General features: G+C 50.8%; 31 protein-coding genes, 1 tRNA gene and 4 pseudogenes. 18 read left to right on the top strand and 18 right to left on the bottom strand.

The annotated features are described in order from the left end of the window. Positions 1-384: 384 nt before the first annotated feature. Positions 385-597 carry a hypothetical protein gene (locus ACSZPU_RS12240; protein WP_498999006.1) on the top strand — a complete coding sequence of 71 codons (213 nt, stop codon included), beginning with the start codon at positions 385-387 and terminating at the stop codon, positions 595-597. A gap of 283 nt (positions 598-880) precedes the next feature. Here the strand turns inward: ACSZPU_RS12240 and ACSZPU_RS12235 are convergent, their stop codons facing one another. The 14 genes and pseudogenes from ACSZPU_RS12235 to ACSZPU_RS12170 all read right to left on the bottom strand — a co-directional run bounded on the left by ACSZPU_RS12235 (position 881) and on the right by ACSZPU_RS12170 (position 12035). Next, positions 881-1435: a hypothetical protein gene (locus ACSZPU_RS12235; protein ID WP_498999004.1), complete on the bottom strand. Its 555-nt coding sequence runs from the start codon at positions 1433-1435 to the stop codon at positions 881-883. Further along, positions 1432-1980 carry a lysozyme gene (locus ACSZPU_RS12230; protein WP_498999002.1) on the bottom strand — a complete coding sequence of 183 codons (549 nt, stop codon included), beginning with the start codon at positions 1978-1980 and terminating at the stop codon, positions 1432-1434. The genes ACSZPU_RS12235 and ACSZPU_RS12230 overlap by 4 nt, the downstream gene beginning before the upstream one ends. Next, positions 1952-2221: a phage holin gene (locus ACSZPU_RS12225; RefSeq protein ID WP_498998999.1), complete on the bottom strand. Its 270-nt coding sequence runs from the start codon at positions 2219-2221 to the stop codon at positions 1952-1954. Before ACSZPU_RS12225 ends, ACSZPU_RS12230 begins: the two co-directional genes overlap by 29 nt. A 1276-nt stretch (positions 2222-3497) precedes the next feature. Next, entirely contained in the window at positions 3498-3905 is a 408-nt protein-coding gene (locus ACSZPU_RS12220; RefSeq protein WP_498998996.1) for a type II toxin-antitoxin system HicB family antitoxin, read from the bottom strand. A 49-nt stretch (positions 3906-3954) separates the two neighbouring features. Further along, positions 3955-4131 (bottom strand): type II toxin-antitoxin system HicA family toxin, encoded by a 177-nt coding sequence (locus ACSZPU_RS12215; RefSeq protein ID WP_498998994.1) that lies wholly within the window; start codon positions 4129-4131, stop codon positions 3955-3957. 126 nt (positions 4132-4257) lie between these two features. Next, complete coding sequence (locus ACSZPU_RS12210) at positions 4258-5310, bottom strand: DNA-methyltransferase (protein ID WP_498998991.1); 1053 nt, start codon at positions 5308-5310, stop codon at positions 4258-4260. Between the two features lie 150 nt (positions 5311-5460). Continuing rightward, complete coding sequence (locus ACSZPU_RS12205; protein ID WP_498998989.1) at positions 5461-5652, bottom strand: TrmB family transcriptional regulator; 192 nt, start codon at positions 5650-5652, stop codon at positions 5461-5463. A gap of 186 nt (positions 5653-5838) precedes the next feature. Beyond that, positions 5839-6669, bottom strand: a complete 831-nt coding sequence (locus ACSZPU_RS12200; protein ID WP_498998987.1) for an antitermination protein Q — start codon at positions 6667-6669, stop codon at positions 5839-5841. Positions 6670-6685: 16 nt separating this feature from the next. Beyond that, positions 6686-7675, bottom strand: a complete 990-nt coding sequence (locus tag ACSZPU_RS12195) for a DUF968 domain-containing protein (protein WP_498998985.1) — start codon at positions 7673-7675, stop codon at positions 6686-6688. Beyond that, a complete protein-coding gene (locus ACSZPU_RS12190; protein WP_498998982.1) occupies positions 7672-8373 on the bottom strand; it encodes a phage antirepressor KilAC domain-containing protein in 702 nt (233 codons plus the stop codon). Before ACSZPU_RS12190 ends, ACSZPU_RS12195 begins: the two co-directional genes overlap by 4 nt. A gap of 15 nt (positions 8374-8388) precedes the next feature. Then, on the bottom strand, positions 8389-8754 hold the full coding sequence (locus ACSZPU_RS12185; protein WP_498998979.1) for a RusA family crossover junction endodeoxyribonuclease: 366 nt from the start codon (positions 8752-8754) through the stop codon (positions 8389-8391). Beyond that, a pseudogene (locus tag ACSZPU_RS12180) lies at positions 8751-9604 on the bottom strand (DNA adenine methylase). The gene ACSZPU_RS12185 and the pseudogene ACSZPU_RS12180 overlap by 4 nt, the downstream one beginning before the upstream one ends. Beyond that, positions 9599-11022: pseudogene (locus ACSZPU_RS12175) on the bottom strand (DNA cytosine methyltransferase); the annotation flags it as partial. The pseudogenes ACSZPU_RS12180 and ACSZPU_RS12175, both read right to left, overlap by 6 nt. Continuing rightward, positions 11019-12035 (bottom strand): conserved phage C-terminal domain-containing protein, encoded by a 1017-nt coding sequence (locus tag ACSZPU_RS12170; RefSeq protein WP_498998977.1) that lies wholly within the window; start codon positions 12033-12035, stop codon positions 11019-11021. The gene ACSZPU_RS12170 and the pseudogene ACSZPU_RS12175, both read right to left, overlap by 4 nt. Positions 12036-12142: 107 nt before the next feature. On the opposite strand from ACSZPU_RS12170, the gene ACSZPU_RS12165 reads away from it, so the two are divergent. Then, positions 12143-12484, top strand: coding sequence for an SWIM zinc finger family protein (locus tag ACSZPU_RS12165; protein ID WP_498998974.1), 342 nt, complete (start codon positions 12143-12145; stop codon positions 12482-12484). A 28-nt stretch (positions 12485-12512) separates the two neighbouring features. Here ACSZPU_RS12165 and ACSZPU_RS12160 read toward each other — a convergent pair whose 3' ends face one another. From ACSZPU_RS12160 to ACSZPU_RS12150, 3 genes are all read right to left on the bottom strand, one after another. Continuing rightward, positions 12513-12698, bottom strand: coding sequence for a DUF4222 domain-containing protein (locus tag ACSZPU_RS12160; RefSeq protein ID WP_498998972.1), 186 nt, complete (start codon positions 12696-12698; stop codon positions 12513-12515). 182 nt (positions 12699-12880) lie between these two features. Further along, positions 12881-13426 carry a YmfL family putative regulatory protein gene (locus ACSZPU_RS12155; RefSeq protein ID WP_498999010.1) on the bottom strand — a complete coding sequence of 182 codons (546 nt, stop codon included), beginning with the start codon at positions 13424-13426 and terminating at the stop codon, positions 12881-12883. Between the two features lie 58 nt (positions 13427-13484). Continuing rightward, the gene (locus ACSZPU_RS12150; RefSeq protein WP_498998969.1) at positions 13485-13721 is read right to left on the bottom strand and encodes a transcriptional regulator; all 237 of its coding nucleotides are present in this window, start codon (positions 13719-13721) and stop codon (positions 13485-13487) included. Between the two features lie 107 nt (positions 13722-13828). On the opposite strand from ACSZPU_RS12150, the gene ACSZPU_RS12145 reads away from it, so the two are divergent. The 14 genes and pseudogenes from ACSZPU_RS12145 (at position 13829) to ACSZPU_RS12080 (ending at position 21583) form a co-directional block, all read left to right on the top strand. After that, complete coding sequence (locus tag ACSZPU_RS12145; protein ID WP_498998967.1) at positions 13829-14419, top strand: helix-turn-helix domain-containing protein; 591 nt, start codon at positions 13829-13831, stop codon at positions 14417-14419. Positions 14420-15842: 1423 nt separating this feature from the next. Further along, on the top strand, positions 15843-16379 hold the full coding sequence (locus ACSZPU_RS12140; protein ID WP_498998965.1) for an HD domain-containing protein: 537 nt from the start codon (positions 15843-15845) through the stop codon (positions 16377-16379). Continuing rightward, on the top strand, positions 16370-17107 hold the full coding sequence (locus tag ACSZPU_RS12135; RefSeq protein WP_498998962.1) for a hypothetical protein: 738 nt from the start codon (positions 16370-16372) through the stop codon (positions 17105-17107). The genes ACSZPU_RS12140 and ACSZPU_RS12135 overlap by 10 nt, the downstream gene beginning before the upstream one ends. After that, complete coding sequence (locus ACSZPU_RS12130; protein WP_498998960.1) at positions 17097-17942, top strand: ParB-like helix-turn-helix domain-containing protein; 846 nt, start codon at positions 17097-17099, stop codon at positions 17940-17942. Before ACSZPU_RS12135 ends, ACSZPU_RS12130 begins: the two co-directional genes overlap by 11 nt. Then, positions 17939-18286: a hypothetical protein gene (locus tag ACSZPU_RS12125; protein ID WP_498998958.1), complete on the top strand. Its 348-nt coding sequence runs from the start codon at positions 17939-17941 to the stop codon at positions 18284-18286. Before ACSZPU_RS12130 ends, ACSZPU_RS12125 begins: the two co-directional genes overlap by 4 nt. Further along, positions 18283-19116 (top strand): DNA adenine methylase, encoded by an 834-nt coding sequence (locus tag ACSZPU_RS12120; protein WP_498998956.1) that lies wholly within the window; start codon positions 18283-18285, stop codon positions 19114-19116. The genes ACSZPU_RS12125 and ACSZPU_RS12120 overlap by 4 nt, the downstream gene beginning before the upstream one ends. Continuing rightward, complete coding sequence (locus ACSZPU_RS12115; protein ID WP_498998953.1) at positions 19113-19547, top strand: hypothetical protein; 435 nt, start codon at positions 19113-19115, stop codon at positions 19545-19547. Before ACSZPU_RS12120 ends, ACSZPU_RS12115 begins: the two co-directional genes overlap by 4 nt. Continuing rightward, entirely contained in the window at positions 19544-19786 is a 243-nt protein-coding gene (locus ACSZPU_RS12110) for a hypothetical protein (RefSeq protein WP_498998950.1), read from the top strand. The genes ACSZPU_RS12115 and ACSZPU_RS12110 overlap by 4 nt, the downstream gene beginning before the upstream one ends. A 2-nt stretch (positions 19787-19788) precedes the next feature. Then, positions 19789-20007 (top strand): hypothetical protein, encoded by a 219-nt coding sequence (locus tag ACSZPU_RS12105; protein WP_498998948.1) that lies wholly within the window; start codon positions 19789-19791, stop codon positions 20005-20007. Next, positions 20007-20384, top strand: coding sequence for a hypothetical protein (locus tag ACSZPU_RS12100; RefSeq protein WP_498998946.1), 378 nt, complete (start codon positions 20007-20009; stop codon positions 20382-20384). Before ACSZPU_RS12105 ends, ACSZPU_RS12100 begins: the two co-directional genes overlap by 1 nt. A gap of 209 nt (positions 20385-20593) precedes the next feature. After that, positions 20594-20674 (top strand): annotated as a pseudogene (locus ACSZPU_RS12095) (DUF551 domain-containing protein); the annotation flags it as partial. Positions 20675-20846: 172 nt separating this feature from the next. After that, positions 20847-21098, top strand: coding sequence for a hypothetical protein (locus ACSZPU_RS12090; protein ID WP_498998945.1), 252 nt, complete (start codon positions 20847-20849; stop codon positions 21096-21098). Further along, the gene (locus ACSZPU_RS12085) at positions 21098-21373 is read left to right on the top strand and encodes a hypothetical protein (protein ID WP_498998943.1); all 276 of its coding nucleotides are present in this window, start codon (positions 21098-21100) and stop codon (positions 21371-21373) included. Before ACSZPU_RS12090 ends, ACSZPU_RS12085 begins: the two co-directional genes overlap by 1 nt. Before the next feature lie 27 nt (positions 21374-21400). Beyond that, on the top strand, positions 21401-21583 hold the full coding sequence (locus ACSZPU_RS12080) for a helix-turn-helix transcriptional regulator (protein ID WP_498998941.1): 183 nt from the start codon (positions 21401-21403) through the stop codon (positions 21581-21583). Here ACSZPU_RS12080 and ACSZPU_RS12075 read toward each other — a convergent pair. Continuing rightward, positions 21567-22736, bottom strand: coding sequence for a tyrosine-type recombinase/integrase (locus tag ACSZPU_RS12075; protein ID WP_498999008.1), 1170 nt, complete (start codon positions 22734-22736; stop codon positions 21567-21569). The two genes, ACSZPU_RS12080 and ACSZPU_RS12075, sit on opposite strands and share 17 nt — an antisense overlap. Positions 22737-22931: 195 nt before the next feature. Between ACSZPU_RS12075 and ACSZPU_RS12070 the strand changes: the two genes are divergently transcribed. Beyond that, a tRNA-Arg gene (locus ACSZPU_RS12070) sits at positions 22932-23006 on the top strand. Between the two features lie 179 nt (positions 23007-23185). Beyond that, positions 23186-23557: pseudogene (locus ACSZPU_RS12065) on the top strand (Arm DNA-binding domain-containing protein); the annotation flags it as partial. Between the last annotated feature and the right edge of the window lie 75 nt (positions 23558-23632).

Raw genomic sequence — 23632 nt, 5'->3', positions numbered from 1 at the left:
GAACCTAATCCTGAGTGATCAGGTGGGTCAAATTACAACTGCTGTTGTTAAACAAAGGTGGGTCAAAGTTCGACTGCTGTTGACAGCGGTGAGTGCGCAGTGAAATTCAGATGCAAAAAAGCCCCGCTATTGCGAGGCTGTTAATGTGATAACGGATGCATCACCCTGTTACAACAGGCGATTAATGGATTCGTGCTGCTTACGCTGCTCTTCCCGCATGCTTACTGTTACCTCCTGTTTCAGGCACATGTGCGCCGTAGGCTACCATCAACTGCAACAACAAATACCGAATAACTATTGTTACGGAGGGCAATTATCACGTAATGTTGTACCGGTACTCGCATTGCACTATTACTGGACTTATTTGATATACCAGAGGTGAATATGAGCACGGCACAGGCAATAACAGTTCAACAGGCGAGAGACCTGCTTAAGTCAGGAAATTACAGGGAGGTGGAACTTTCGTTTGATATTGATTCTGATGATTTTTTTAACTTTGCTCCCGAGTTTCGTACGGCAGGTGCCACAATTACCAGGAAAGATGGCCATTTTGTTGTGATCCTTCCAAAAATGGACGATTCCATCCCCCGATTCTGACTGAAAGCTATCCACATGCATTACGCCAGACATTCCGTGTATGCCTGGTGTAATGCATGCCACTAACCGTAGTGGCCACGCTCATGCCCTTGAGTTACTTACCCCGGTTCGTCTCTGCTCCCCGTTGGCTATAACCAGTGCGTGCCTGGCTGTCACGCTGCTACGCCGGTGCTTCTTTGCTTATTAACCCTCACCAGATGCAAAGCTGGCTCTCTACGCGGAGACTCGGGCGCTGGTCATTACCCTGCGTTTGCTGCCATCAGGCTGCTGCGGTCTATCCGCTTTAGTGCTTCATAGTACTGCCCTCATCTGATTTTTGGCGCTGTTGTTCGATATCGCGGATGCCCTCGAAATTGTTATTGCCCTGCTCAATGGTGGAAAGCAGCGGCTCAATCCATAAAACAGCCTGGCAGTACGTCAACCCGCTGGCGGCAGCGGTACCACCATCGGCTGAGTCAGGCCCGGTGGAATCGGCGTACATTGCGCTGGCACGTAAACGTTCCGTGTACTCGAGCAACCCACCAGCGACAGCAGCAGGAACAGGCAGATCGCATGTCTTTTCACTGCGTAATATCTCCCGATATTTGATTACCGTTTTTTCACTATTACCGGCTGCAATCGCATTTGCCCGTGCAGCAACCATAGCGGTTTGGTTGAAGCGATTAATGTTGAATGCCTGAGTGGCGATGACCTGCACCTGCAATGCATTGTCGGATTCCAGCACGCGCTTATCACTTTCGGCGGTGCGCAGGTCAGATTTAGCGAACGTCAGCAATACGGACAGAACGGCAATAATCACTACAGCCACCAGGGTGCTGATCAAAGTTGCCCGGCTCACTGGTCTATCCCCCAGCACGCCAGCGCGCTTTCCTGGTCCCGGCGTTCAACCTGACCGTAGCAGCCGTTTTTCTGGCCCTGCGTCAGCCGACAATCTTTACCGCCGTCTTTAATCCACCAGCGGATAGCTTCACATGCCCCCTTACGATCACCGACGTTTATGCGCTGGTAGAACGTGGAGGGGAAGCATTTGCCGGGGCCAATGTTGTACGGGCAAAACGAGGCAATCCCGGCCTTCTGCGGTTCAGTCAGCGGAACGCGGATGTTTTTCTGAACCCAGGCCAGCGCCGCATCGCGCTCTTTCACGTTGACCTGGTCGCATTTTGCTTGCGTCAGCTTCATGCCCTGGCGAACCGGTTTGCCGTCCACCAGCGTGGCACCACGGCATATTGTCCAGATGCCACCGCCATCGCGATAAGCCGTCAGGCTGTTGCCCTCCTTCTCGTTCAGAAACTGATCGAGAATTGTGGGCGCAGATGCGCCCGCAAGGATCAGGCCTACAACCGCAGCGCTAAGTTTATTTCTCAGAGCTGGTGATATAGCCATTAAGCCTGTCCTCCCGCTCTTTACGCCGGTAATACCAGTTCACTGCGCAGGTAATGACGGTGCAGGCGATACCGATGATGATGGCCCAGTCACTCAGGCTCATCCCCGCCACTTTATCCGCAATCATCCAGGCGCTTTCCTTTGTGCTGTCGGCATACGCCTTTGCAGAGACACCGCAGCCCGTTAATGTCGTACCCGTTCCGTATGAAAGCCTGCTGTATATCACGCTCATTCTGGTCATAGCCTCACCTCCGATGATTCGGATGGCGCAGTGGAAGTTAAGGGGATAAAAAAAAGCCTGCTCAAATGAACAGGCTTAATAGGAAATTTAACTCAGAAGGTAGGTGTGGTGCCGGGTGCCTCCCGGTGAACGCTGCTCAGCAACAACGCCCCGATATAACTGATGCCGACTTAACATGCTCAGGAATGCTGAAACGCCCTCCGCACATGGGGATTCACCATGCATATTCCGATGAATCCGACCACTGATTCCGACGCTCAGGATCAATGCTTTTGACGTTGTGAGAATTAAGTTTTGTGCCCTCTGCGAGCACCAGATTAAGCGAAGGGATGATGCTCATTTTTATCCATCTGTTAAGGAGATTTCACAGAGCCAGAATACGGAATCTCTTCTCAGCCCTTTACCAGAGCGGATAAGGACTGGTAGTGGATATCAGGGAGCTTGCTTTAACCCATTTTGAGGCACTTTACTGATGTGATCTTGGTTACTGGAATCAGTGATCTTGGCGTCGGAATCCATGATCGGAACAAATCGGAATCGGCGATCCTGAGTTCGGAATCAGTGATCGCCACAAATCGGAATTGGTGATCGGTTTGCGTCGGAATACGCATTCACCACCCTGACAATGTAAACAGGAGCGTTTCACACTGTCAAATTATTGTATCTGGTCATTATTCGGCACGGATATAAAAAATCCCATAACACGAACGGCAAGTAACAACGAGACCGAAAATAATTATCCGGGGCCTGAAATGAAAAATCCTGGCAAAAACCAGGATAGTAAGGGGGGAATACCTCAATTAATCTTTTGGACAATTTTAGCAAGGTGTTTTTTCTTTTAACCCATACTGCTTGCGTATTCTCTTTTCGAGACTGGAACGGCTTAGCGTTATGTGACCGCGCACTCCCGGAACAAAAAGCCTGAACTCATCTTTCGAAAGCCTTGATACCCTGAATTTCATCCTGACAGACAACACCGACGTCATAACAACACCAGAAAGCATGCAGCTTCAACAATGGGGACAAATATAGTGTTGAAGGTATACCGATTCTCAAAAACTGGTATTGAGCCAGATCAAGACAGTGCTTATCGCATTTACAGTCTACACCTCACCGGAGCTATCACAACCAGACCAGTAGAGGGAGCGGTCCAGCGACCAAAGAAGGCGGCCTCTGCGCAAGCGCCTGCGGATTGGGTTATGAGCCGCCCCAGTGAGGCCTGAATACGAAAAAGGCCCGCCGAAGCGAGCCTTTGATTACGATTACATCAGCTTTTTTATGCCGCACTCAGTTCCAGGGTTTTTCCCAGTGCTGCCAGCGCTTTCTGTATGGTGTCGATTTTGGTTGCGTGTCTCAGGTCGAAAACGCGTGTAATTTCCTGCGGACGGCAATCAATCATCCGGGCTAATTCAGCATTTGAAACGCCCCGCTTCACCACTTCATTTAGCAGCAGAACTTTTGCCGCCACGCTGGCTGGGACCTCAACAAATGCCTCACCCTGAGATGATGGCCCCGGAATCTCACGCCGATCTTCAAAATAAAATTCGAACGCAGTTACCAGAGCGTCTTGAGCCAGTGTAAGCGCCTCTTCTCTGGTAGCACCGCCGGTCATTGCCTCCGGGATATCCGGGAACAACACCGCGCAACCTGTTTCATCACAATCGAACGTTACTGGATATCGCATACTGATTAAGTGAACCGCCGCGAGTACCAGCCCCGAAGGGCTGGTTTTGTTATTTAAGGCCGAGTTGCTTAAGAATCGCTTTTCTCAGCGGCTCCGGTATTTCTTTCCCCGGATGCCTCGGCATTACCGTTTGCTTGCCTTTGAGGGAGAGTTTTAAGTGGTTCGTGCCATCCCTAATCTCAACCCCCTGAGCTACAAGCCACCGCCTGAACTCGCTTTGCTTCACTCCCTCCTCCTGTCTGTTTAACTTGAAATCAAGTATAAACATTTTTGCTTATACAGACAAGGGATTTAATAAACATTTTTGTTTATACCTAAGAAAACCTGCTAGGTAGCGGGTTCCTTTTGTTTGTTATTCAGCGTAAAGCGCACGAATTTCTGAAACAGTCTGATTAAACCTGTCGATTTCAAGCTCTACACCTATGGCCTTTCTTCCGTGCTTTAGCGCCTGCTTTATTGTTGAACCAGAACCCATGAAAAAATCAGCAATGACCTCACCAGGTTTGCTGCTGGCGAGGATGATTTGTTCCAGCATTTCTGCGGGTTTTTCACAGGGGTGTTTACCAGGATAAAACTGTACCGGCTTGTGAGTCCATACATCCGTGTAAGGCACAAATGCAGTGACGGAAAAGAAACGGCGAAGCCCTTTAAACTCCCGGCTGAGGCTTTCGTACTCACGGCTTAATTCGACGTATGAAGCTGACAAAGTGTCATGCGAAGACGATAACAGCGCCCCCTCAATCTTTTGCCTGGCAACATCGGCAAACAGCGCCTGGAGCTTTTCATAATCGGCTTCACCAGGTAATTGCCACTGGCTGTTACTAAACCAGTGTGAGGCCATACTTTTCTTTCCTGTAGCCTCTGCTATTTGCTGAGCGGTTATCCCAAGCGACTGCCTGGCCTGCTGAAAATAGTCGATGAGCGGTGACATGACCTGCTGTTTCAGGGCTGTTATCTGTTTGTCATAACCCGTGTTCTTTGGCTTGCATGGCCCCTGCATATGCTCAGCAAACAAGATGCGTTCAGTGGCAGGGAAGTATGCACGCAGGCTTTCCTTATTACAGCCATTCCAGCGCCCTGATGGTTTTGCCCAGATAATGTGATTAAGCAGGTTGAAGCGCGTCCTCATTAACAATTCGATGTCCGCTGCCAGTCGATGTCCGCAAAATAAATAGATACTCCCGGCAGGCTTCAACACTCGCCAGAACTCAGCAAGACACTTATCAAGCCATGTCAGATAATCACTATCACCCGACCACTGACGGTCCCAGTCCTGCGGCTTCACTTTAAAATAAGGTGGGTCGGTGACAATCAGATCGACAGAGTTATCAGGGAGGGTAGCGACAAAGTCCAGGCAATCACCGTGGTATAAAAAAGAACTGGATATTTTTACAGTATTTTCCATAGATCAGTAAGCTTAACTCTGGTAGGCTCACTACGCTTTTGCGCTAAAGCAGTGGGCCCTGGTTCGCTTGTGATCTCAACCATGAGCGAATGGCTGGTGTGGTGCTACAACACCCACCAGCCGCCCATTTTCACAGCAGGAATGCCACCATTACTGGAGGCGCTTGTAACATCCGAATTGATAATCAGACAGCCCCGCCAAAACCAACTGAGTAAGTATTAACTGACAGCGCTCACGGCTAAGGTGTGTCTTTTGCGCCATCTCACCCACGGTCAATGACTTTGCCCTTAATTCTTTAAATACTGCCCTTGCCTCTTCCGTCATATCCTGATGATTTAGCATGTCTTTTACCCTCTCAACTCAACGTTGCATAGAGATAACTCTGCTTGGTCAGGACAGCAAGATGTCTTTGCCAGGGCAATAAAAAACCCGCTCGGTGGCGGGTTTATTAACTTTGAACATACAATGCCCATCGTTAATGTCAAATATACACAAAAACGGCAACATTGCAAGCATCGTGAAGCTAAATTACGCGATATTCATCAAATTATCATTTCCAGTGACTCTTTTAAGCTGTGAGTTCGAATAGCTTTCTTCCTGAAAACATTTTGTCACCAGCTGCTCATAGAACGGTTTCCAGCTATAGCGCCAGGTGCGATCAGGGAGGCTTGGCAGTTCAGAGAAAATGCCACGGTAAGCCACAGACGATTTCGGGCGGCTGTAGCCTCTCCCCTCGCATCGCTTGCATTCTTTGTACACAGGCACCCCCTGAAATTCTGTTGCTTTGCGATCAAGGGTTTTACCCGTTCCACCACACTGGCAGCGCTTACTGATCTGGCCGGTGCCGTGACACTTGTCACAGAGGACATGCTCAATGCTTTTGACTTCACGGGTTTTCTCAAAGTCGGAGGGGGATTGCCCAAAGTCTTTAGCCCACTGAGGAAGGCGCATTGTGTAATGGCTTTTCGTCACCATGCTGGTCTTTTCCACCAGGCGTTTACCGTGGCACTTCGGGCAGTCAAAGGAGTCAGCAGCAGATGATGCGTAATCGTTGTAGGCGAATTTAGCCAGAATGCGCATGCATAACGGGAACTTCTTACCACACAACCGACGAACCGCGAAAGGAGCGGCCTCTTTAGCGTACTCAGAGAGCCATGATATCGCCGCGTCTCTGTCCTGCTTGCTGACACCAGCTTTGCCCAGGTACATCGCCAAACCAATTCCCGCGTCAGCCTGGGTCATCCCCAGCGCCGCCATTACATCTGTTACTGTTAATTGCTCACTTGCCGTAGCGCGAACGCTGTCGGAAATATGCATACCCTTCGGTGCGAAAAATTTAACAATATTATCCAGGTCCATACGTGTCTCCACTCCACTACGCCAGCACGCCAATTGCCGCCGCTCTTTGTACGGTTTTGATAACCAGATCAGTCTGGCTACCGTGTTTTTCTTCCCATTTCTTTGGGTCCGCATGTAATTCACGGTGATCCGCTCTGCACAGCGGTATCGCGAATAAATCATGGGCTTTTGTTCCCATACCTCCTTGACCATGTCCTATCAGGTGATGTGCATCATCTGCAGGCTGACCACATGCCACGCAGGGCTGAGTCTTAACCCACTCAAGGTATTTAGGCAGTAGTAACCTTGATTCTTTAGGTCTCCTCATTTGCGCGTTTGGTGTGTCGGGATCGATTTTTAACTTCACAACTCTTTTGGCTGTCTCCTGCACAATCTCAGAGGGTCCGCGTGTTGGCACCAGATCGGCCTCTCTGGTCACTGAATGAATAACCGGTTTCGGTAGTCGCAGAATCTGACGTGCTGCCGTCTCTGGAATCGCCTCAACCAGCCCATTGTGGGCCAGCCACCAGCACAGCTCGGGTAATGTCAGGGCGTGGGTATCGTCGAAACTCAGTTCCCGGCGCACCGTTGAGAGGATGTAGGCAGCGCAGTTCGCAAGGGCGATTGTCTCCAGTGCGCTGGTATGCTGATCGCGGAGCAGGTTGTCACAGTGCCAGCACAGACGGATTGCTCCAGGAACGTGGCGCATCGTGGTGATGCTCTCCATGTGCCAGGACTCATGCGGCCACTGGCAGGATTTTTCACGTAGCAACCAGTCCTCCAGCCCAGAAAGACCCCCAGCGCGTTGTAATACCGCTTCGTTGGTGAACACTGAACGTAACGCCGGGTCTTCTGCCAGTGGCTGTTCTGCTGGCGGGATTTCACCACTGGGCAGATCGGCCAGTCGCGCGGGCTCGTTTTCAATTAGCATGCGCCCACGGTTAAAATATGGCAGCAGGCGCGAGCCAGGTTTAAATGCAATAACTCCCAACTCAGGAATGAAGATCGGATTCAGCAGCGCTCTCACTCAATACCACCTTTTGCTTTGTGTGCCGCCCAAAGCCCACCAATCCACTGCACACCCTTAGCAGTGAACCGGGCCTGACTGAATGCGTAGTTCGATACCTGCGTGGTGCCGGTCTTTACTTCAAAGCGCCCCGCTTCGGTGTGGTGATGGTATGGGGTGAGGATATTGTTCAGCCGATACATGATCCGATTTTCCAGGAGGAATAACCGAAACTCAGGCTCTTTGGCATTAAGCAGTTTCGCAACCTGTCGGAACGTCATCGAACCAGTGGCTGTGACGTAACGATCTACAAATTCTACTTTCGGCGCGGCAACCGCCAGTTCATTCACCAGTTGCTGTTTTTGCTCAGCAAGATCAGCAGCGAGACGCAAGGCCTCTGGTAGTGACTGTGGCACAGCAGGTGCTTTTGCCTCTTCAAGCTCCAGCCAGCGATCGATAATTCTCTTGCGCAGCACCACGCTGTAACCAGATACCAGGGTCAGGCACAAATCTTTTGGCAAATGGAAACAAGGGTAAGACCTGCCCATATCATCCCGGTAATCTCCCCAAATCTGGGGAGATTGAATATTGAGCTGATCCAGCATCGACCTGATATCTCGACATACATGGTCATGACGCTTTTCACACAGTCCAGCAATCTCCAGGCTGCTCATGGCAGGGAATCCAGGATCATTTTTTACATTGATTAACTGTTGCATGGTCTTCTCCACTTTTCAGGCGGCTGCACCCGCCGGGTAATACTTGCTGATCTTGATTTCAACCTTCCCTTTCGCTACTATCGGCGCCGACTCCACCAGCATGCGCTTTACCTGGTTGTCGTCTTCCCACACCCCGGCATGGGTCAGCGCATCAAGCAGCCCTTTGCGGCGGTTGTCGGGTGGATACAGCATGATTTCCACCGCACACAATGAGCTGGATGGCTTTGGCAGGCGACGCAGTTGGTCAATGATTGCCGCGCATGCCTCACTCTGGAAACGCCTTCCGGCCTCACTGATTAGATGCCTACCTTTCAGCTTTCCTTTGTTCGGGGCGCGCCAGTAGGTGTTCACGCTTGGCGGGAATGGCAATGTCAGCTTCATAGCGCGGACCCTCTGAGGATGGCAACAATATCAACTGCTGTTTCACGCGTGCTGCCCTTGCTGGATATCGCGCGGCGGGCATTTACGTGATGCAGTTCGAAAGCGTGCTGCTCATAAAGCTCGATGATGCGAGGTGCGGTAGAGTTGCTGATCACCACTGTTGCCCCTCGCTGGTGAGCAGCAACGCAACATTCTGTCAGAGCGATCTGGTCATCCCATTTGAAGCCACCAGCCGCGTACCCGGTAAATCCATCTTTGCCCGGTAATGGCTCATACGGTGGATCGCAGTAAACAACATCCCCTTCACCTGCCAGCGCCAGCGTTCTGCGGAAACCGGCATTCAGGAACAAGCAGTTGTGAGCCATCCCGACAAATGCCTGAATCTCTTTCTCAGGGAAATACGGGGCGCGGTATTTACCAAAGCCTACGTTGAACTGGCTATCGAGGTTGTACCGGATCAGACCGTTAAAGCAGTGACGGTTGAAGTACAGCAGCGCCGCTGCACGTTCAGGACCACCCATTAGCTGGCTGTTGAACTCATCGCGCAGCTTGCTGTAACTCTCTGCGTTGTTCAGCAGGGAGAACATGCGGCGGGCATGCGTTACAACCTGATCCGGGTCCACCGCCAGCATCTGGTAGAGGTGGATCAGGTCGGCGTTGACGTCAGCCAGCAGGAAGTTTGCGTGTTTGTCCGAGTTCATGAACACCGAGCCGCCGCCCACAAACGGTTCAATCAGCCGCTTACCTGCCGGGATAAGGCGATCAAGTTCGGGCAGCAGGGAGAACTTACCGCCAGCCCATTTGAGGAATGGCCGCGCCAGGTACGCGGCGCGGGCTCCTCTTTCGGGATGGCTGCAGCAATACGTTCACCAATCCAGCGCATGACCGGTACAGCCATTGAATTGCCGATGGCTTTATAACGCGGACCATCAGGGCATTCAGCGGCAACTTTTCCACGCCATGCGATCAGGGTGTGATTATCGGGGAATCCCTGTAAGCGCTCGCATTCAACCGGAGTGAGACGGCGAACCTGCGTGCCCCATCCAATAGCACCAACTCCCAGCCCTGCTCGGCCGCCATTGGGGGTAAGTAGAGCATTTGCAGTACCGTCACTGCGAACTTCCACCGTGGACCCTTCATCACGCCCACGAATGGCTAAAGTGAAGGGTTCTGTAATGATGGCGTTTTCCTGGCCGAAATTACGCCCGATATTATGAGCAAACTCTTTGTTTACGCCGGGGTCTTGTGTGCCGTGAACTGCAAATGTCTCTGTATCGAAGTCCATGCGTACACCATGCGCGGTGCATGCTGTGGCCATGTCAATGCTTCCGGTAGTGTTGCCACCGCCATACGCGAGAACGTTCATTCCTCGGTCAGCGCAAGGTGATGAGTCGTGTCGTGTCGTGCCGTTAATGTTCCTGCCATTTCCGACCCGTATTGTGTTTCGCTTACTAAGCCAGCACCGCGCTGCGCGAAAATCTCTTGATTGCTCTGCCCGATGCCGCCTTCATTGTTTGACTGGTTCAACGTAGGGTGCGGATTTACTGGGTTGTCCCAGTGACTACCGATTTTAGGGCGACTTCCAGCATCCGTGGTAACTGACGCTTGCGGTTCTCTGCGCGGCGGAGTATCCCGGCGCACGCCGTCGAACTCAAAAAGTACCGCTGCGGGATCAAATCCACTTCGAGCACTTGCGACAACGAACACACGTTTGCGGCGTTGTGCCACTCCGAAAAATTGAGCGTCAAGCACTCGCCAGGCGACAATGCGCGATGGTCCATACACACAACCAGCGTTCGACCATTTTCCCCCTGCTGGCTGCAGTTCGCAGTCTTCTCCGGCAAGCGCGCCAATAAAGCAGCCGAAGGCGTTGTCTTTGCTGCTGAGGACGCCGGGGACGTTTTCCCAGACGATAATCGCTTCTTCTTCACCGCTGTCACGGCGTTTGTCGTCGATGGCATCTGCCAGCTCCACATATGAAAGGGTTAACTGCCCGCGCGCATCGGCGAGCCCATTACGTAAGCCGGCAATACTGAACGCCTGGCACGGAGTGCCGCCGACCAGAACATCAGGCGCTTCAACCGAACCGACACGAACTGCAGCCGCAATTTTTGTCATGTCGCCGAGGTTGGCGACTTCTGGCCAGCGCTGCGCCAGAACAGCAGACGGGAATTTTTCAATTTCAGAAAACCATGCAGGCTTCCAACCCAGCGGCTCCCAGGCAACCGAGGCGGCTTCAATGCCACTGCAAACTGATCCGTATCTCATGTGCGGAACCCCGCGTTGTCAGGGAGTGAGTAATCAACCTGATCGTGAATAGCCTTGAATGCCGAGTCGTTTTTCGGCTTACGGTGGCTATCCCAGGTTTCCCGCGCAGGTCGGTCTTTGGCATTCCAACGAACGGCACTATGCAGATAGCCTTCGAACTTAGTCGGCCTGAAAAGCGTGGTGGGCTGCATATAGTCGTACTGCGTGGTGCCTTCCCAGTGCACGTGCTTGTAGTCGACCATCAGGATCATGTCTTCAACGGTGTGACCTTCACGCAGCCTGGCGCGGATGTTCTCCAGTGAGGTTTTGCTCTTCTGAAATTTCGAACCAGCCACAGCGTTGAGATGGTTTAAAACCAAAATGGCCTGGTCAGTGATCAACACTTCGGGATCGGGTTCTTCCACCACTTCGCCGTCGGGTTGCCCTGCAACCTGACAAGGGGGTTTTATATCCTGTGTAATCTCATGAGTATTCTCTGTGTAATCTCCTGTAAGAAAGTTTGTGGGATTCCCGCTGGCTTGTTCGTGGGGTTCCACCATTCTTGTTTGCGGTGCATCCCCATTCTTGTTTGTGGTATTACCGCAATCTTGTTTGCGGGATTGCACCAATCCAGATTGCGGCGTTTCCACATTCTGGATACTCCGCATTCTGGTTTTATCCTGGCTAATCTTCTTCGCAGGCTTTGTTGTCTCTACAAGTAGAGCCTCAAGTCGTTCTGCGTTGATACGGTAATGCATAGTCGCAGGCACGCCGCGAAGGTCCTCTTCAAGCACGCCAAGCGCAATAAGACGCTTACGCGCAGTCTCTTGCTCGTCGCGAGTCAGAGCGGTCTCGCTCGTTATATTGGCCTGGGTTTTGTACATCCAGCCGCCATCCATGCGGTTGTGCCAGTAAACCATCTGAGAGAGAAATACAGCCGCAACCGGACCTGCTTTAACCTTTCCAACTTTGAGCTTGGCAAAGGCAGGGTTATAAGCAATTGGGCGATCAAGTAGTTGAATTATGGTGCTCAATCCCGACCTCCCTGCAATGCATGCTTGCCAGTGAACCTCATAGCTAGGAACATGAACGCGGGATGAACAGCAACTGAGGCGACACAGCAAAAATAAGGAGATGAAAAGTGATCTACCAACTTTTGGCTAACAGTAGCAGCGGCGATGGCTCCTATGACGTGACCATCAGCGACCAAAGCGGAAATCTCGAAATAGAATGCACTTGCATGGCGGGCGACATGGGTACGATGTGCAAACATCGTATTGCAGTTATTACGGGAAAATATGCGAACATCATCGATATTGACGACCCAGAAAATACCGATGCCAGGTTGGCAACCGAGCTCATTGCTCAACATGGTGTTACAGCGCAATACATTGCACTGGCCAAAGAACTCGAAGATCTGAAAAAGAGATTCAAGGTTGAGGAAAAGACCATCAAATTGAGAATTAATGCCCTGGTAGGCTAAGTTCTCGATTGAATTTTTTTTCATTAAGTTAGCTTTCATCCCTAGCCTCTATCTCTGTGAAATATTGCAGGAATCTGTCGAGAGGGCTAAAGCATTCGGGCTTATACCCCTGAGCTTCTCGGAGGTAGATAACGCGGTTGCTTTCTGGCTCCCAACGGATAACCCGAACAGGGATTCCGTAGTGGTCTCTGAAATGCCGGTTGATGTTGCGCATAGCTGAGCCTCCACCTCTCGCCGCCAGTCACCCACAGCCCACTTGGTAAACTCGTGGGATACAACCGGGCGTTCACCTGGTATATTTACCGCATAGCAATACTCGACCTTCGTTTTGCCACCAGGCATCGGCAGCGCAATCAGTTGCGAGCGGCGGTACGGTGTTGTTAATATGTTCATGCGTTAGTTCTCCACTTGATTACGACACGCCACGACGCCCGGAGCTGCACACTCGCGGGCGTCACCCTTTTCTGGCTCGCAAAAAACCCGATACACCAGCGTTGAATGCTCCTGGAGTTTTGAAATCGCCAGGTACAGTTCATCGTCAATCGCTGCACGTTCGTGCGGCTCTATCACACCATCCTCAATCGCTGCCCTTATCTGCTGCGAGTAACTGGTGATCTGCTCAATAGCCTCCAGCAGGCGCTGATTGATATCGGCATTGTCGACCTGCTCAACATCTGTGAGCGGCACGAAGACGCCACCTGATGCGCGAGCTACTGCATGCGCCACGTGGTAAGAGCCACCAGCCTTTTGCAGTAACGTTGCCCAACCCAACGGGAAGATTTGATTTCCATGAGAGCGAAGCCTATTGATAAGTGAGTCCTCAGTTGTACCGTCTTCACCGGGATTTTCTTTTTTACCAATCCAGCTAACAGCCTCTTCATATCCACCATGCAGATCCGCGATGACCTTTTTCACAGCGGTCGAATACCACTCTGGTTGCATTCGGCTGCGCCAGCTTCCTTTATCACCCACGATTAACCCCTTGATTCTGTGGTTATGCTTATGCAGCACTTGCGTTAAGATTCTCGCTACTTAGTAAGGAGTCTCCGACTGAGGCAAGAATATCCTCAGCGCTAATCTCCCCATTAGTTGCAAGAGAAATTTTTGGGATGTACTGAGATCGAATGCCGCCGCCGTGCAACCACTTACTCACCGCCGATTGATCGACTCCGACCTTTTCGGCTAAATCTTTTTGAGAGCCAACTATTGTTATGGCTCTTTGGATTATGGTGTTCATACTTCTCCTCCTATGACTTAGTCAAGGTGAAATATGACTCATGTAATAATCAAAGTCAATTATCTTGGTAATTTGACTGATAATGACTTAGAGAATATTTTCATCGCATGAAAAAAATAAGTGATCGCCTTCATTTGGCTATGCAGAAAACCGGGCTCAGTTCGCAAACTGAACTCGCGCTGCGCTCAGGTGTAAACCAATCAATAATTTCGAAAATCCTTGCTGGAAAAAACGAGACGTCAAAGTACTCAGGGAAACTAGCGGCGGCTTTAGGGGTAAGCGCTGATTGGCTTATTAATGGCGCTGGAAGTATGGATGGGGGAGATGCAACTTTAGAAAAAATTGATTTCTCTACTCTAGTACCCGTTTGGAATGAGGCGGGACAAACAGATGATTCTTTTTCATGGTCAGAAAGGGTACCAGATCACTACCGTGCATACCTTTTAAGAAAAAATAGCGGAATTAACAATATATCGGCAGGTTCAGTTGTCCTTGTAGATCCTAACTCTACTCCAGGAACTAATGATCTTGTTCTGGCTGTCATCAAAAACGATGTTTCGATTTACCGCTACCTCACAGGTGGTTTGAATCATGGCTTTTTAGCTGTCGATGACGAGAGGGTGCCATTGATCGAAATCACTGAGCCTGAATGGGTTAAGGGTGTAGTAGAACAGGTTCTAATTCGAAAAATTCGGTAATAAGAAAACCTGGCGTCTTCAATTGTGGTTGCCACATACAGCCCAGATTCTTTTCGTTTAATCAATAGCCCCATCTGATCCCCCTTTTGTAGCCCTGCCACCAAAACTCACTTTTCACTTATACAACTGTATAAACATATAGTAGTTTATGCAGTTCACAGAAGATAACAAAATTTCCTAATCCTAATCATCCCCGCTTTATTATCTATGTAATATTTATTTCGAATCCTATTGACATAAATTATTACTCAAGTCATAGTTAATCCCATCAACAGCGAACAGGCAGGACGCCCACGAAGTAGCCGCCGATGGCGTACGAATAATCGGATGATTCGCTGACAGGTATCTTCGGGAGGGGTTACGGCCTGGTTGACTACCAGGCACCAGGATCACTTGGTGAACACGTCCCCCGACCAACCCTCGGGGCACCAGGCAGAAATGACGTAGGGCTGCTGACCAGTCATCAGCACCCCGCCCGAAGATACCTTGTTCTAGCAGTACGTCGTATGGCACATGCGTCGCAGCGGTCCAAAGATTTCCCTTGAATGCATTGTGATCTGTGGGTAGCCGGAATTTGCAAGCTAATGCGTAAGCACGACAACGACTCACCATCGTGGCGATACGGTGTGACACCTCGGAAGAGACGAGGCCATAACAGGCGAGAGCATTCAAATGAGATTGCGCACTTGCGAAGGGGTTCGATTCCCCTGAGTGCTCTCACCGTTGTGGCGTCCTCAAGCGAGGTGCAACGCTAGCAGGGAGATAAGACCCGATAAAGCGGCTGGGCAGTCTGCTGATTGCCAATACCAAAACACGGCGTTCGGGAAGTAAGCAGGGGTAGCGCCCTGGTGTCACAACAGCACCCTTGTGTGAGAGAACGAAGCTGCTGCGCTTGTCGCCAACGGAAAGAATAGTTGGAACAAACAGCCCCGGAGGCAACCGGGACCACAATCAAAGAGCGCGGGCGTTCAAAACTGTAATCGACGCGGTGCAGCCGTCTTCTCCATAGCGGCCCTGCGCAGGTAAACCCGGTACCTGCACCATAGCGTGGATGGTTCGCTCTTTTTGATTGTGGTGAATTGCAGCCCTTTGAGGCAACCAGAAGATAAGCGACTGGCACCACAAACATATCGCTGGAAAGCGATAGCTGAGTAGTTTTTTGGGCGGTAACACTGTTTTCCCGCTGTGTCCGATGTTACCGCCCTCTTTTTACGCAACACACAAGAGCATCACCGATGCGACGGCCCATAACCCAATCGCTTCGTGTGGTTCCTGACCGCAGGTGCTCTTCTGTGTTGTGTGGAGAACTAACGGCGGTTGCAGCCGCTTTTTTATAACCTAATTCATTTTATTAATCGCCACTGGCGAGGGCTTCTTACAACCCAAAAAACAGTGCGGTGCAGCGCGTAATGGAGAATTAACAATGTCATTTATTCAGACCCTGAGCGGGAAAAAGTTCGACTACATTCACTCTACCGTTGACGATATTGATATCGAAGATATTGCCAATGCTCTCTCTAATATCTGCCGTTTCGCTGGTCATGTTCCTGAGTTTTATTCAGTGGCTCAGCATTCAGTGCTTTGTAGCCAAATCGTCCCGCCGGAATATGCGTTTGAAGCGCTGATGCATGACGCCGCCGAAGCGTATTGCCAGGACATTCCGCAACCGCTGAAACGCCTGCTGCCTGACTATAAGCGTATCGAAGATCTGGTTGATGGGCTGATTCGGGCGAAGTACAACCTGCCGTTAGAAATGTCTCCAGTTGTGAAATATGCCGACCTCACCATGCTGGCGACCGAACGTCGCGATCTGGAAATCGACGACGGTACACGCTGGGCCATTCTCGACGGTATCCCCTGCTCCGACATTATCCAGATTGTCCCGCAGCGCCCTGGTCAGGCCTTTGGATTGTTCATGAACCGTTTTAACAAACTGATGGAGATCCGCAAATGCGCATGAGCAAAGGACAATTACTTGATGCCGCTCATACAGCGGCTAAATATCTCCCGACGCCGTCCGCCGACATTATGAACGAACTAGCTAACCGCCTGGACACCACCAGCATGGCATTAAGCGAATCACTGGAACAGCGTAAGGCGCTGGCAGTTGATAACAATTTCCTGCTGGGTCTGGCCGCACGTGAACTCAGCACATCATGGCTTCATAACCGCGCCATGCTCGGTATGCAGGCGGTTTTGCTCTGCCTGTCACAGGGTGACATCAAGGCGGCGCGTGACTGGCTGGAAGGTACGACTGATGAAGCCGTTGCAGAAATGCCAGACGACATGACACCGGATGGCTTACAGCTGTGGTATGACGGTTATATGCGCAGCAGCGATGGTAAGAATGGTTTCCTGACCCGCGAGCAGGCCCTTGTCGAGCTAAGCAAGCGTATACCAGCCACCGACGAGCAAATTACAGCCCTGCGAGCGGAAGTCCGCAATCAGGCTCGCAAAGAGGGGGCAATCTTTGCGGCAAACCGAATGCTGGCAGCATGGGATGCTGGTTTTGTTGACGACACGCCGGAAAATGCCGCCGATATCGCCCGAGCAATCATCGCATCCACTGAGTTTATGGATGATGCACCAGAGGGAGATTTTGACCGCTCTTTCTCTGATGAGATGCTCAAAGCTATCTCCCGCCAGCTTCGCGAGAGCAAAGAAGGGGCCACCAGCAATGGCCGCTAACTCTTTCAAACTCATGTCCCGTTCTGGCGTTATCAAACGCGCCGATACCGGGATGTTTATCAGCCTCAACGATATTCATGTCAAAGAAGGCTTTAACAAGCGCGACGATGACGAACGCACTCGCCTGGCAGATGACGCTCTTTTTGACTACCTCATGAATGGCGGCACCGTTCCCCCGCTGGAGGTTGCCGCGCGTGATGACGGTGGCGTTTGGGTTGTAGAAGGACACCGCCGCCGTCGCTGCTATGAGCGATGCCGCGATGCTGGTAAACCCGTCGACCGCATCCACATCGTGCCATTCGTTGGTAATGACGTTGAGCGTCTGGCACGCGTGATGACCAGTAACAACCAGTTACCCCTCACCTCACTGGAGCAGGCGCAGGCGCAGGCGCAGGCGCAGGTAGTTAAAGAACTGGCGACCACATTCAACCTGACGACTCAGGAAATAGCGAAGCTGGTTCATAAGTCGGTCCCTACGGTTGAGAAGCTGCTCACCCTCGCCACTGCTAACCATGATGTTCAGCAGATCGTAAAGAATGGCGAAGTGTCAGTAGGGGTTGCCGTTGAGCGGGTTCGCGAACATGGCGAGAACGCCGGGAAGGTTCTGCAACAGGATCGGGCCGTCGCCGCTGCCGCTGGCAAAAAGAAAATCACCAAAAGGATTATCGCGCCGGAGATCAGCGTTAAAAGCGCTCGCCGCCTCGTCGAACTGATCAGCCTGGCTGGTATCGACGATAAAGGTGTAGTCACTCTGGAAGGTCTGGCACTGGTAGAGGTGCTGGCAATTGTTGATGAGCATAAAGCCATTTCAGCGCAGAGGGAGAAAACTCTATGAGCGAGCAATTCGACCATGACGCGGCGTTGGATTTCGATCTCTTCGCTGGTGACTTCGGCGATTCGGATGATGTTGAACTTTCCAACAAAATCGTCACTGGCCGTGGTGAATACATCTGTTTTATTTGCTACGGGAACATTGTTAAAGGCGAAGTTCATCGTTCGGCAGTGCATAAATTTGACGGTGAGATCATGTCATACCGCGTTTGCAACGAGTGCTGCAAGGCGATGGCCAGCAGCGTTAATTACGACTGTTCGGATGACGACGATGATGGTCAAGGTCCAATTGACGCACGTTATGCGCTGGGGTACTCACGTCGCGAGAGCAAAGGAGCGCACTCATGAGCACGAAAAACAAAATCAAGCATCCGGCAATCCGCTACCACGGCGGAAAGTTCCGCCTGGCATCATGGATCATCGAGCAGATGCCAGATCATGTTTGCTACGTTGAGCCGTTTGGCGGTGCCGCTGGCGTACTGCTGCAAAAAACACGCAGTTATGCCGAGGTTTATAACGACCTGGATGGCGAAGTGGTGAACCTCTTCCGGGTGCTGAGAGACCCGGTAATGAACCAGCGGTTGCAGGATGCATGCATCCTTACGCCTTATTCCCGCGATGAGTTTTGCGCTGCTCGCGAAGAAACCACCGATCCGGTAGAGCGTGCTCGCCGCATGGTTGTTCGGGCATGTATGGGATTTGGTTCTGCTGCCGGCATCGGTGGCACGTCAGGTTTCCGCAGTGACAGCAAGCGCAAATACGCTACTGCTTCACACCTGTGGGAGCGTTACCCGTCAAACCTGGCTGTTATTTGCCAGCGCCTGCAGGGTGTCATTATCGAAAACAAAGACGCTTTGGAGGTGATGCGCGCCCACGATGCAGAAACCACTTTGCACTACATCGACCCGCCATATGTGCCAGAGACACGCGTCCAGGGTAACCGCTACTACAACCATGAGATGACAGCTCAGGGCCATGAGCAATTGCTCGCAGTGGCCAGAACGATGCAGGGCATGGTGATGATAAGCGGTTACGACCACGACGTTTATAACGACGTGCTGATCGGCTGGACGAAGACGACAAAAGAATCGCGTATCAGCGCGGGGCGCGGTACCAAAGTCCGAACCGAATGTCTCTGGATTAACCCGACAGCACAACAAGCGGAGCGTGCAGCATGACTAACGAACAGATTCAGGCACTCAAAGCGGCTGCTGAGAAATGCACATCGATGTTGGCTAGCGTTGATACCAACATGGCCTATGCACATTTTATGGCTCTGGTTGAGCCGGAAATCATCCTCTCCCTGCTGGCAGAGCGTGAGGCTGATAAGGCGCTGATTTCATTTAACTCCGAAATGTTTCGCGCTGCGGACAGAGACATAGCAGCGTTCCGAAATCGCATCGCCGAACTGGAAATTGAATCATCGGTTAAAGACGCCTCCATCCTTGAGCTAAAACAGCAATATCAACGATTACTGGAGGCCCGCACAATCACCGTTGAGTTGCCAGAGGCTGCAACAGAAGGCGGTAAAGGGTATCGCCAGAAGGCTATATGGGTATTGCGCGAAGCCTGCGTCGCCGCTGGTGTCAATTTGGAGATTAAACAATGATAACTTTTACAAAAGAGCAACTTATTGAAGAGGCGAAATACAACTTGGAGCATTGCTTCTGCTCTGAAAAAACAAAAGTTTTAATGGATATAGCTATCGCATCCTTAGTTGCTAAACCTGTAGGCCTTTTTGCTCATCGAGCGGGGGTATGGGTCGAACTATGCCAGGGTGACACATTTGAGCATCCTGACGGAACACCACTGTTCGCTGGCATCACCCTGAAAGTGGGAGGGGAGTGAAGATGTCAAAGCGCAAACCACCACGTAGGACAAAGCATGATTACCTGGTGACTTTCATTAGCCACGTTGGCAGCAACAACGCCACCAGCCACCGGACGATAAGCATGTCCGCGCCCTTTGGCGCTAAGGACGTTGGCCCTATCGTTAATAAGCTGGCGGAGTGGAATCCCGGTTACACCGATATCGTTATCACCAACGTTTTCTACTTGGGGAAATCCTGATGAAACACGAACTGAGCAAAGAGCGTCGCGCCACACTGCGGCAGCACCCGGAGTTGATAACGCGTGATGAGGTCGTTGCACTCCTGGCGGCGCATGAGCAAGAGCCTGATATCTACCTCTGCCCAGTTACGCGTGGTGGTGAGCAGTTGTTTTCTCCGTGCGGGCGAGATTACCCACGGGGACGCGGGTACTACACCTACCCCGCGCCATCAATCCCGGCAGCGCCGGATAGCAAACAGGTGGACGAATTAACAATGTGGGTAAAACGATTAGCCCATTCGTTAAAAAATGCCAATCCAGACAGTAAGTTGCATTCTAATGCAATGGACTACTTGAATCGGAAGGGACTCATTGGCGTGGAGGATATATTGCGATGATTCCAGATAAAGACCTTACCGACGATGTGCTGGATGAAATTATCGCCGGGGCTAAAACTGCAATGGAGCAATATCTTGCCTTGTCGCTTAAAGCTGAGCGAGCAGCAATATCGGCATCGGTGCCGGATGAATGTCCGTATTCAGTGATTGAGTCTGGTGTGAAAGCATGGGAAGAATTTGAAACAATTGAGGATATATCTCGCGTAATCTGGAACGCCTGCCGCGCTGCCATGCTCCAGTCTGAACCACAAAACGCACCGCAAAATATTCCTGAAAATATTCCGGCTGGCTACGTGCTGGCACCGGTTGAGTTGCTTTCAGACCTGCGTGATTTTGCACACCCTGAAATCGAAAAATATTGCCAGATGTGGGCTGGTCGTAGAGATGCAGAGTTCCCTACTATGCGGAAGATAATTTCAGATGCAGATGAGCTGCTCGCCGCAGCGCCGAAGGGGGTGTGATGTGGCGACCAAAGAACAGGTTTTTGAAAAACTCGAATCGCTCGTAACCGATGCGTACCAGTTTGCATGCTCCCTCGATATCGGCGAAGAACGCACGGAAGCGTTTGAACTGTATGAGGCGCTTCGCAGGATGCAACGCCGTGGCGCGGCATCTGAAATGCTGGCTGCTACCAATCCGCTTATTCAGCCTGGCATGATGGACTACGGCAGTGATTGCTACGAAGACTGGGGTGACGACGAGGACGACGACTGATGCCCAGCAAACTGAAACAGCGGCGCTTGCGCCGCCTTAAATCAGATGTTGCCTGGTGGCGCGATGAGGCCAACGACTGGAAGAAAATCGCCCTAGAGCACGCCGCCGAAATTGAGCGACTGAAAGGCCAGGTGATTCACGTAGTGATGCCAATGATGGTGCCACCAGCAGTGATTGAAGGTATGAAGGCCAAGCGCGTAGAACATGCGTTGTGCCTCAAATGCAATGAAGGGTTGCGCGGTGGATGCACTGCTTGCGCTTACAACGATCGATAACCGGGTGCAGCCGGTAGTGGAGGAAAAATGAGCACTGATTTCATGTCAGAACAAGAAGTATCTGAACTGATTGGCAAAAAGCGAACAGCAATTTACTTTCTCAGGAAACGTCATGGATTTCCTGAACCTGTGCTAACTCACCCAGCAAAATACAGCCGCCAGGCGGTGCATAAATGGATAGAGGCAGGCGGCGTTAATCAAGCCGTTTAACGTGCCAGAGGATCTTATCAGCATACAACTCGTATGCTGTCTTCTGTTCCGGTAGCCAATCATGCTTGTTATAAACTGCCATTACCCCACCTAATTCGTGCCCCAGCATCTTTTCGGTGACATGGGGCATAACCCCTTCTGCTGACAGGTTTGTTACGAGCGATCTCCTGAAATCGTGTGTATGCCAGTCAGGAATATCAATTTTCCCTCTCAACTTTTTTATGTACAAGTTACACGAAGAACGATCAATGGCTTTATCGAGGAATTGCCCAGGGAATAGGACATCGTTGCCATTATTTAGCAGGCGTTCTACATAGGGTTTGATATGGTCAAAAATCGGACGCCGGATAAGATTACCCATCTTGGAATGCTCTTCTGGAGTAGTCCAAATCAGATCATCCATATTAAATTCAGCGGCAGTAGCCAGACGAAGTTCAGAAAGCCTCGACCCCCAAAGCAATAACATCTGGTGCAGCACTTTATTGGATGAAACAATTTTTGAATTTTCAAGCGCCAGCCAGACTTTTGCCAACTCAGTAAAGGTTAATACCCTCTTCCCAATTTCTGGCTTTTTACCGATGTTTTTAACGCTTAGCTTCATCACTTCACATGATGGGATCAACTGGCGGCTGATGCACCAGTTGATGACAGAACGCAACTGAACCAGCAGAACGCGAGATTTCTTGTCGCTCAACTCTTCTTGCTTATCAAAGAAGCGTACCCAGGCAGATACAGGAATGTTGGCTACGGGTGCGTCGGGGAATTGTGTGTACATGCTGTTGTACACAACCGATTTATAGAGTATTTGCGTGTTGGGTTTCAGCTTAGACGCATACTTATCCCACCACTGATCAAGGCAATCCTTTAACGTCAGTTCGCCAGATTCACTGGTAAAATAATTTTTTGGGTTTACCCCCTTCGTGTACAATGCGCGCATCTCACCGACGATCACCCTCGCATCTTTCAAAGAGGTCGATGGATAGCGACCCACAGTGATACGAACCGGTTTTCCATCCCAGCGATAGCGATACTGGAAAGTTACAGTCCCAGCAGGGGATATGCGGGCGCTCAGACCGTCACCGTCTGTTACCTCTGGCGCTCCGGAGTATGGTTTACCGCTGATGCTGCGAAGCTTGGTATCACTGAGGGCCACGAATAAGTTTCCTGTACACAGTTTGGAAACTGATTCTGTACTCATTCTGTACGCATTGGCAAGTGAACGAAGGTGATTTTCATACAAACACAAGCGAACGATTAGAAACCAATTGGCACTTACTTCTTGAATCGGAATCAGTAAACACGGTAACATTACAAACAACGCGAACAAATAAAATCAATCGCGATCTACGTCCCCTTAGTTAAATGGATATAACGAGCCCCTCCTAAGGGCTAGTTGCAGGTTCGATTCCTGCAGGGGACACCAGAGACTTGTTCGACAACGTCCTGAGATAGCCACCAACCTTCTAAAAAACAATAAGTTATCCATAACCTATTGTTCACCAAAAATCGTTAACGTCCGCCTACATCAACCTTGCTTTGTTGGTATATCTGTTGGTATCGTAAGTTCGATATGTTTTGTACCAACACTGGGAGGTGCAACCAATGGCGCTAACTGATGTAAAAGTTAAATCTGCAAAACCTTCCAGTAAGCCAATCAAGCTCACTGACGGGTTTGGTATGCATCTACTTGTCCACCCTAATGGTTCAAAGTATTGGCGCTTTCAATATCGCTTCACTGGTAAACAAAAGATGCTGGCGCTTGGCGTCTATCCTGCCGTCTCCCTAGCTGAAGCAAGGGAGAGGCGTGACAGTGCCAGAAAACTGATTGCTAATGGCATTGATCCCAGCGAAAAGAAAAAAGCGGAAAAAATTGAAGAGAGTGGCGCTTTAACTTTTGAAACGGTAGCAAGAAGCTGGCATTCCAGCAATAAAACATGGTCAGAAGGCCATCGCACACTGATACTCAACAGCCTAAGGAAGGTGCGATTTAATCGTCAATTATGAGAACATAACCCTTTCTTTGACATAGACTTTTCACGATGCCCGCTC

Source organism: Phytobacter sp. V69, assembly GCF_965644215.1.
GTDB lineage: Bacteria > Pseudomonadota > Gammaproteobacteria > Enterobacterales > Enterobacteriaceae > Phytobacter.
The sequence above is the reverse complement of the archived record's forward strand: the minus strand, read 5'-3'. Positions and strand labels throughout refer to the sequence as shown.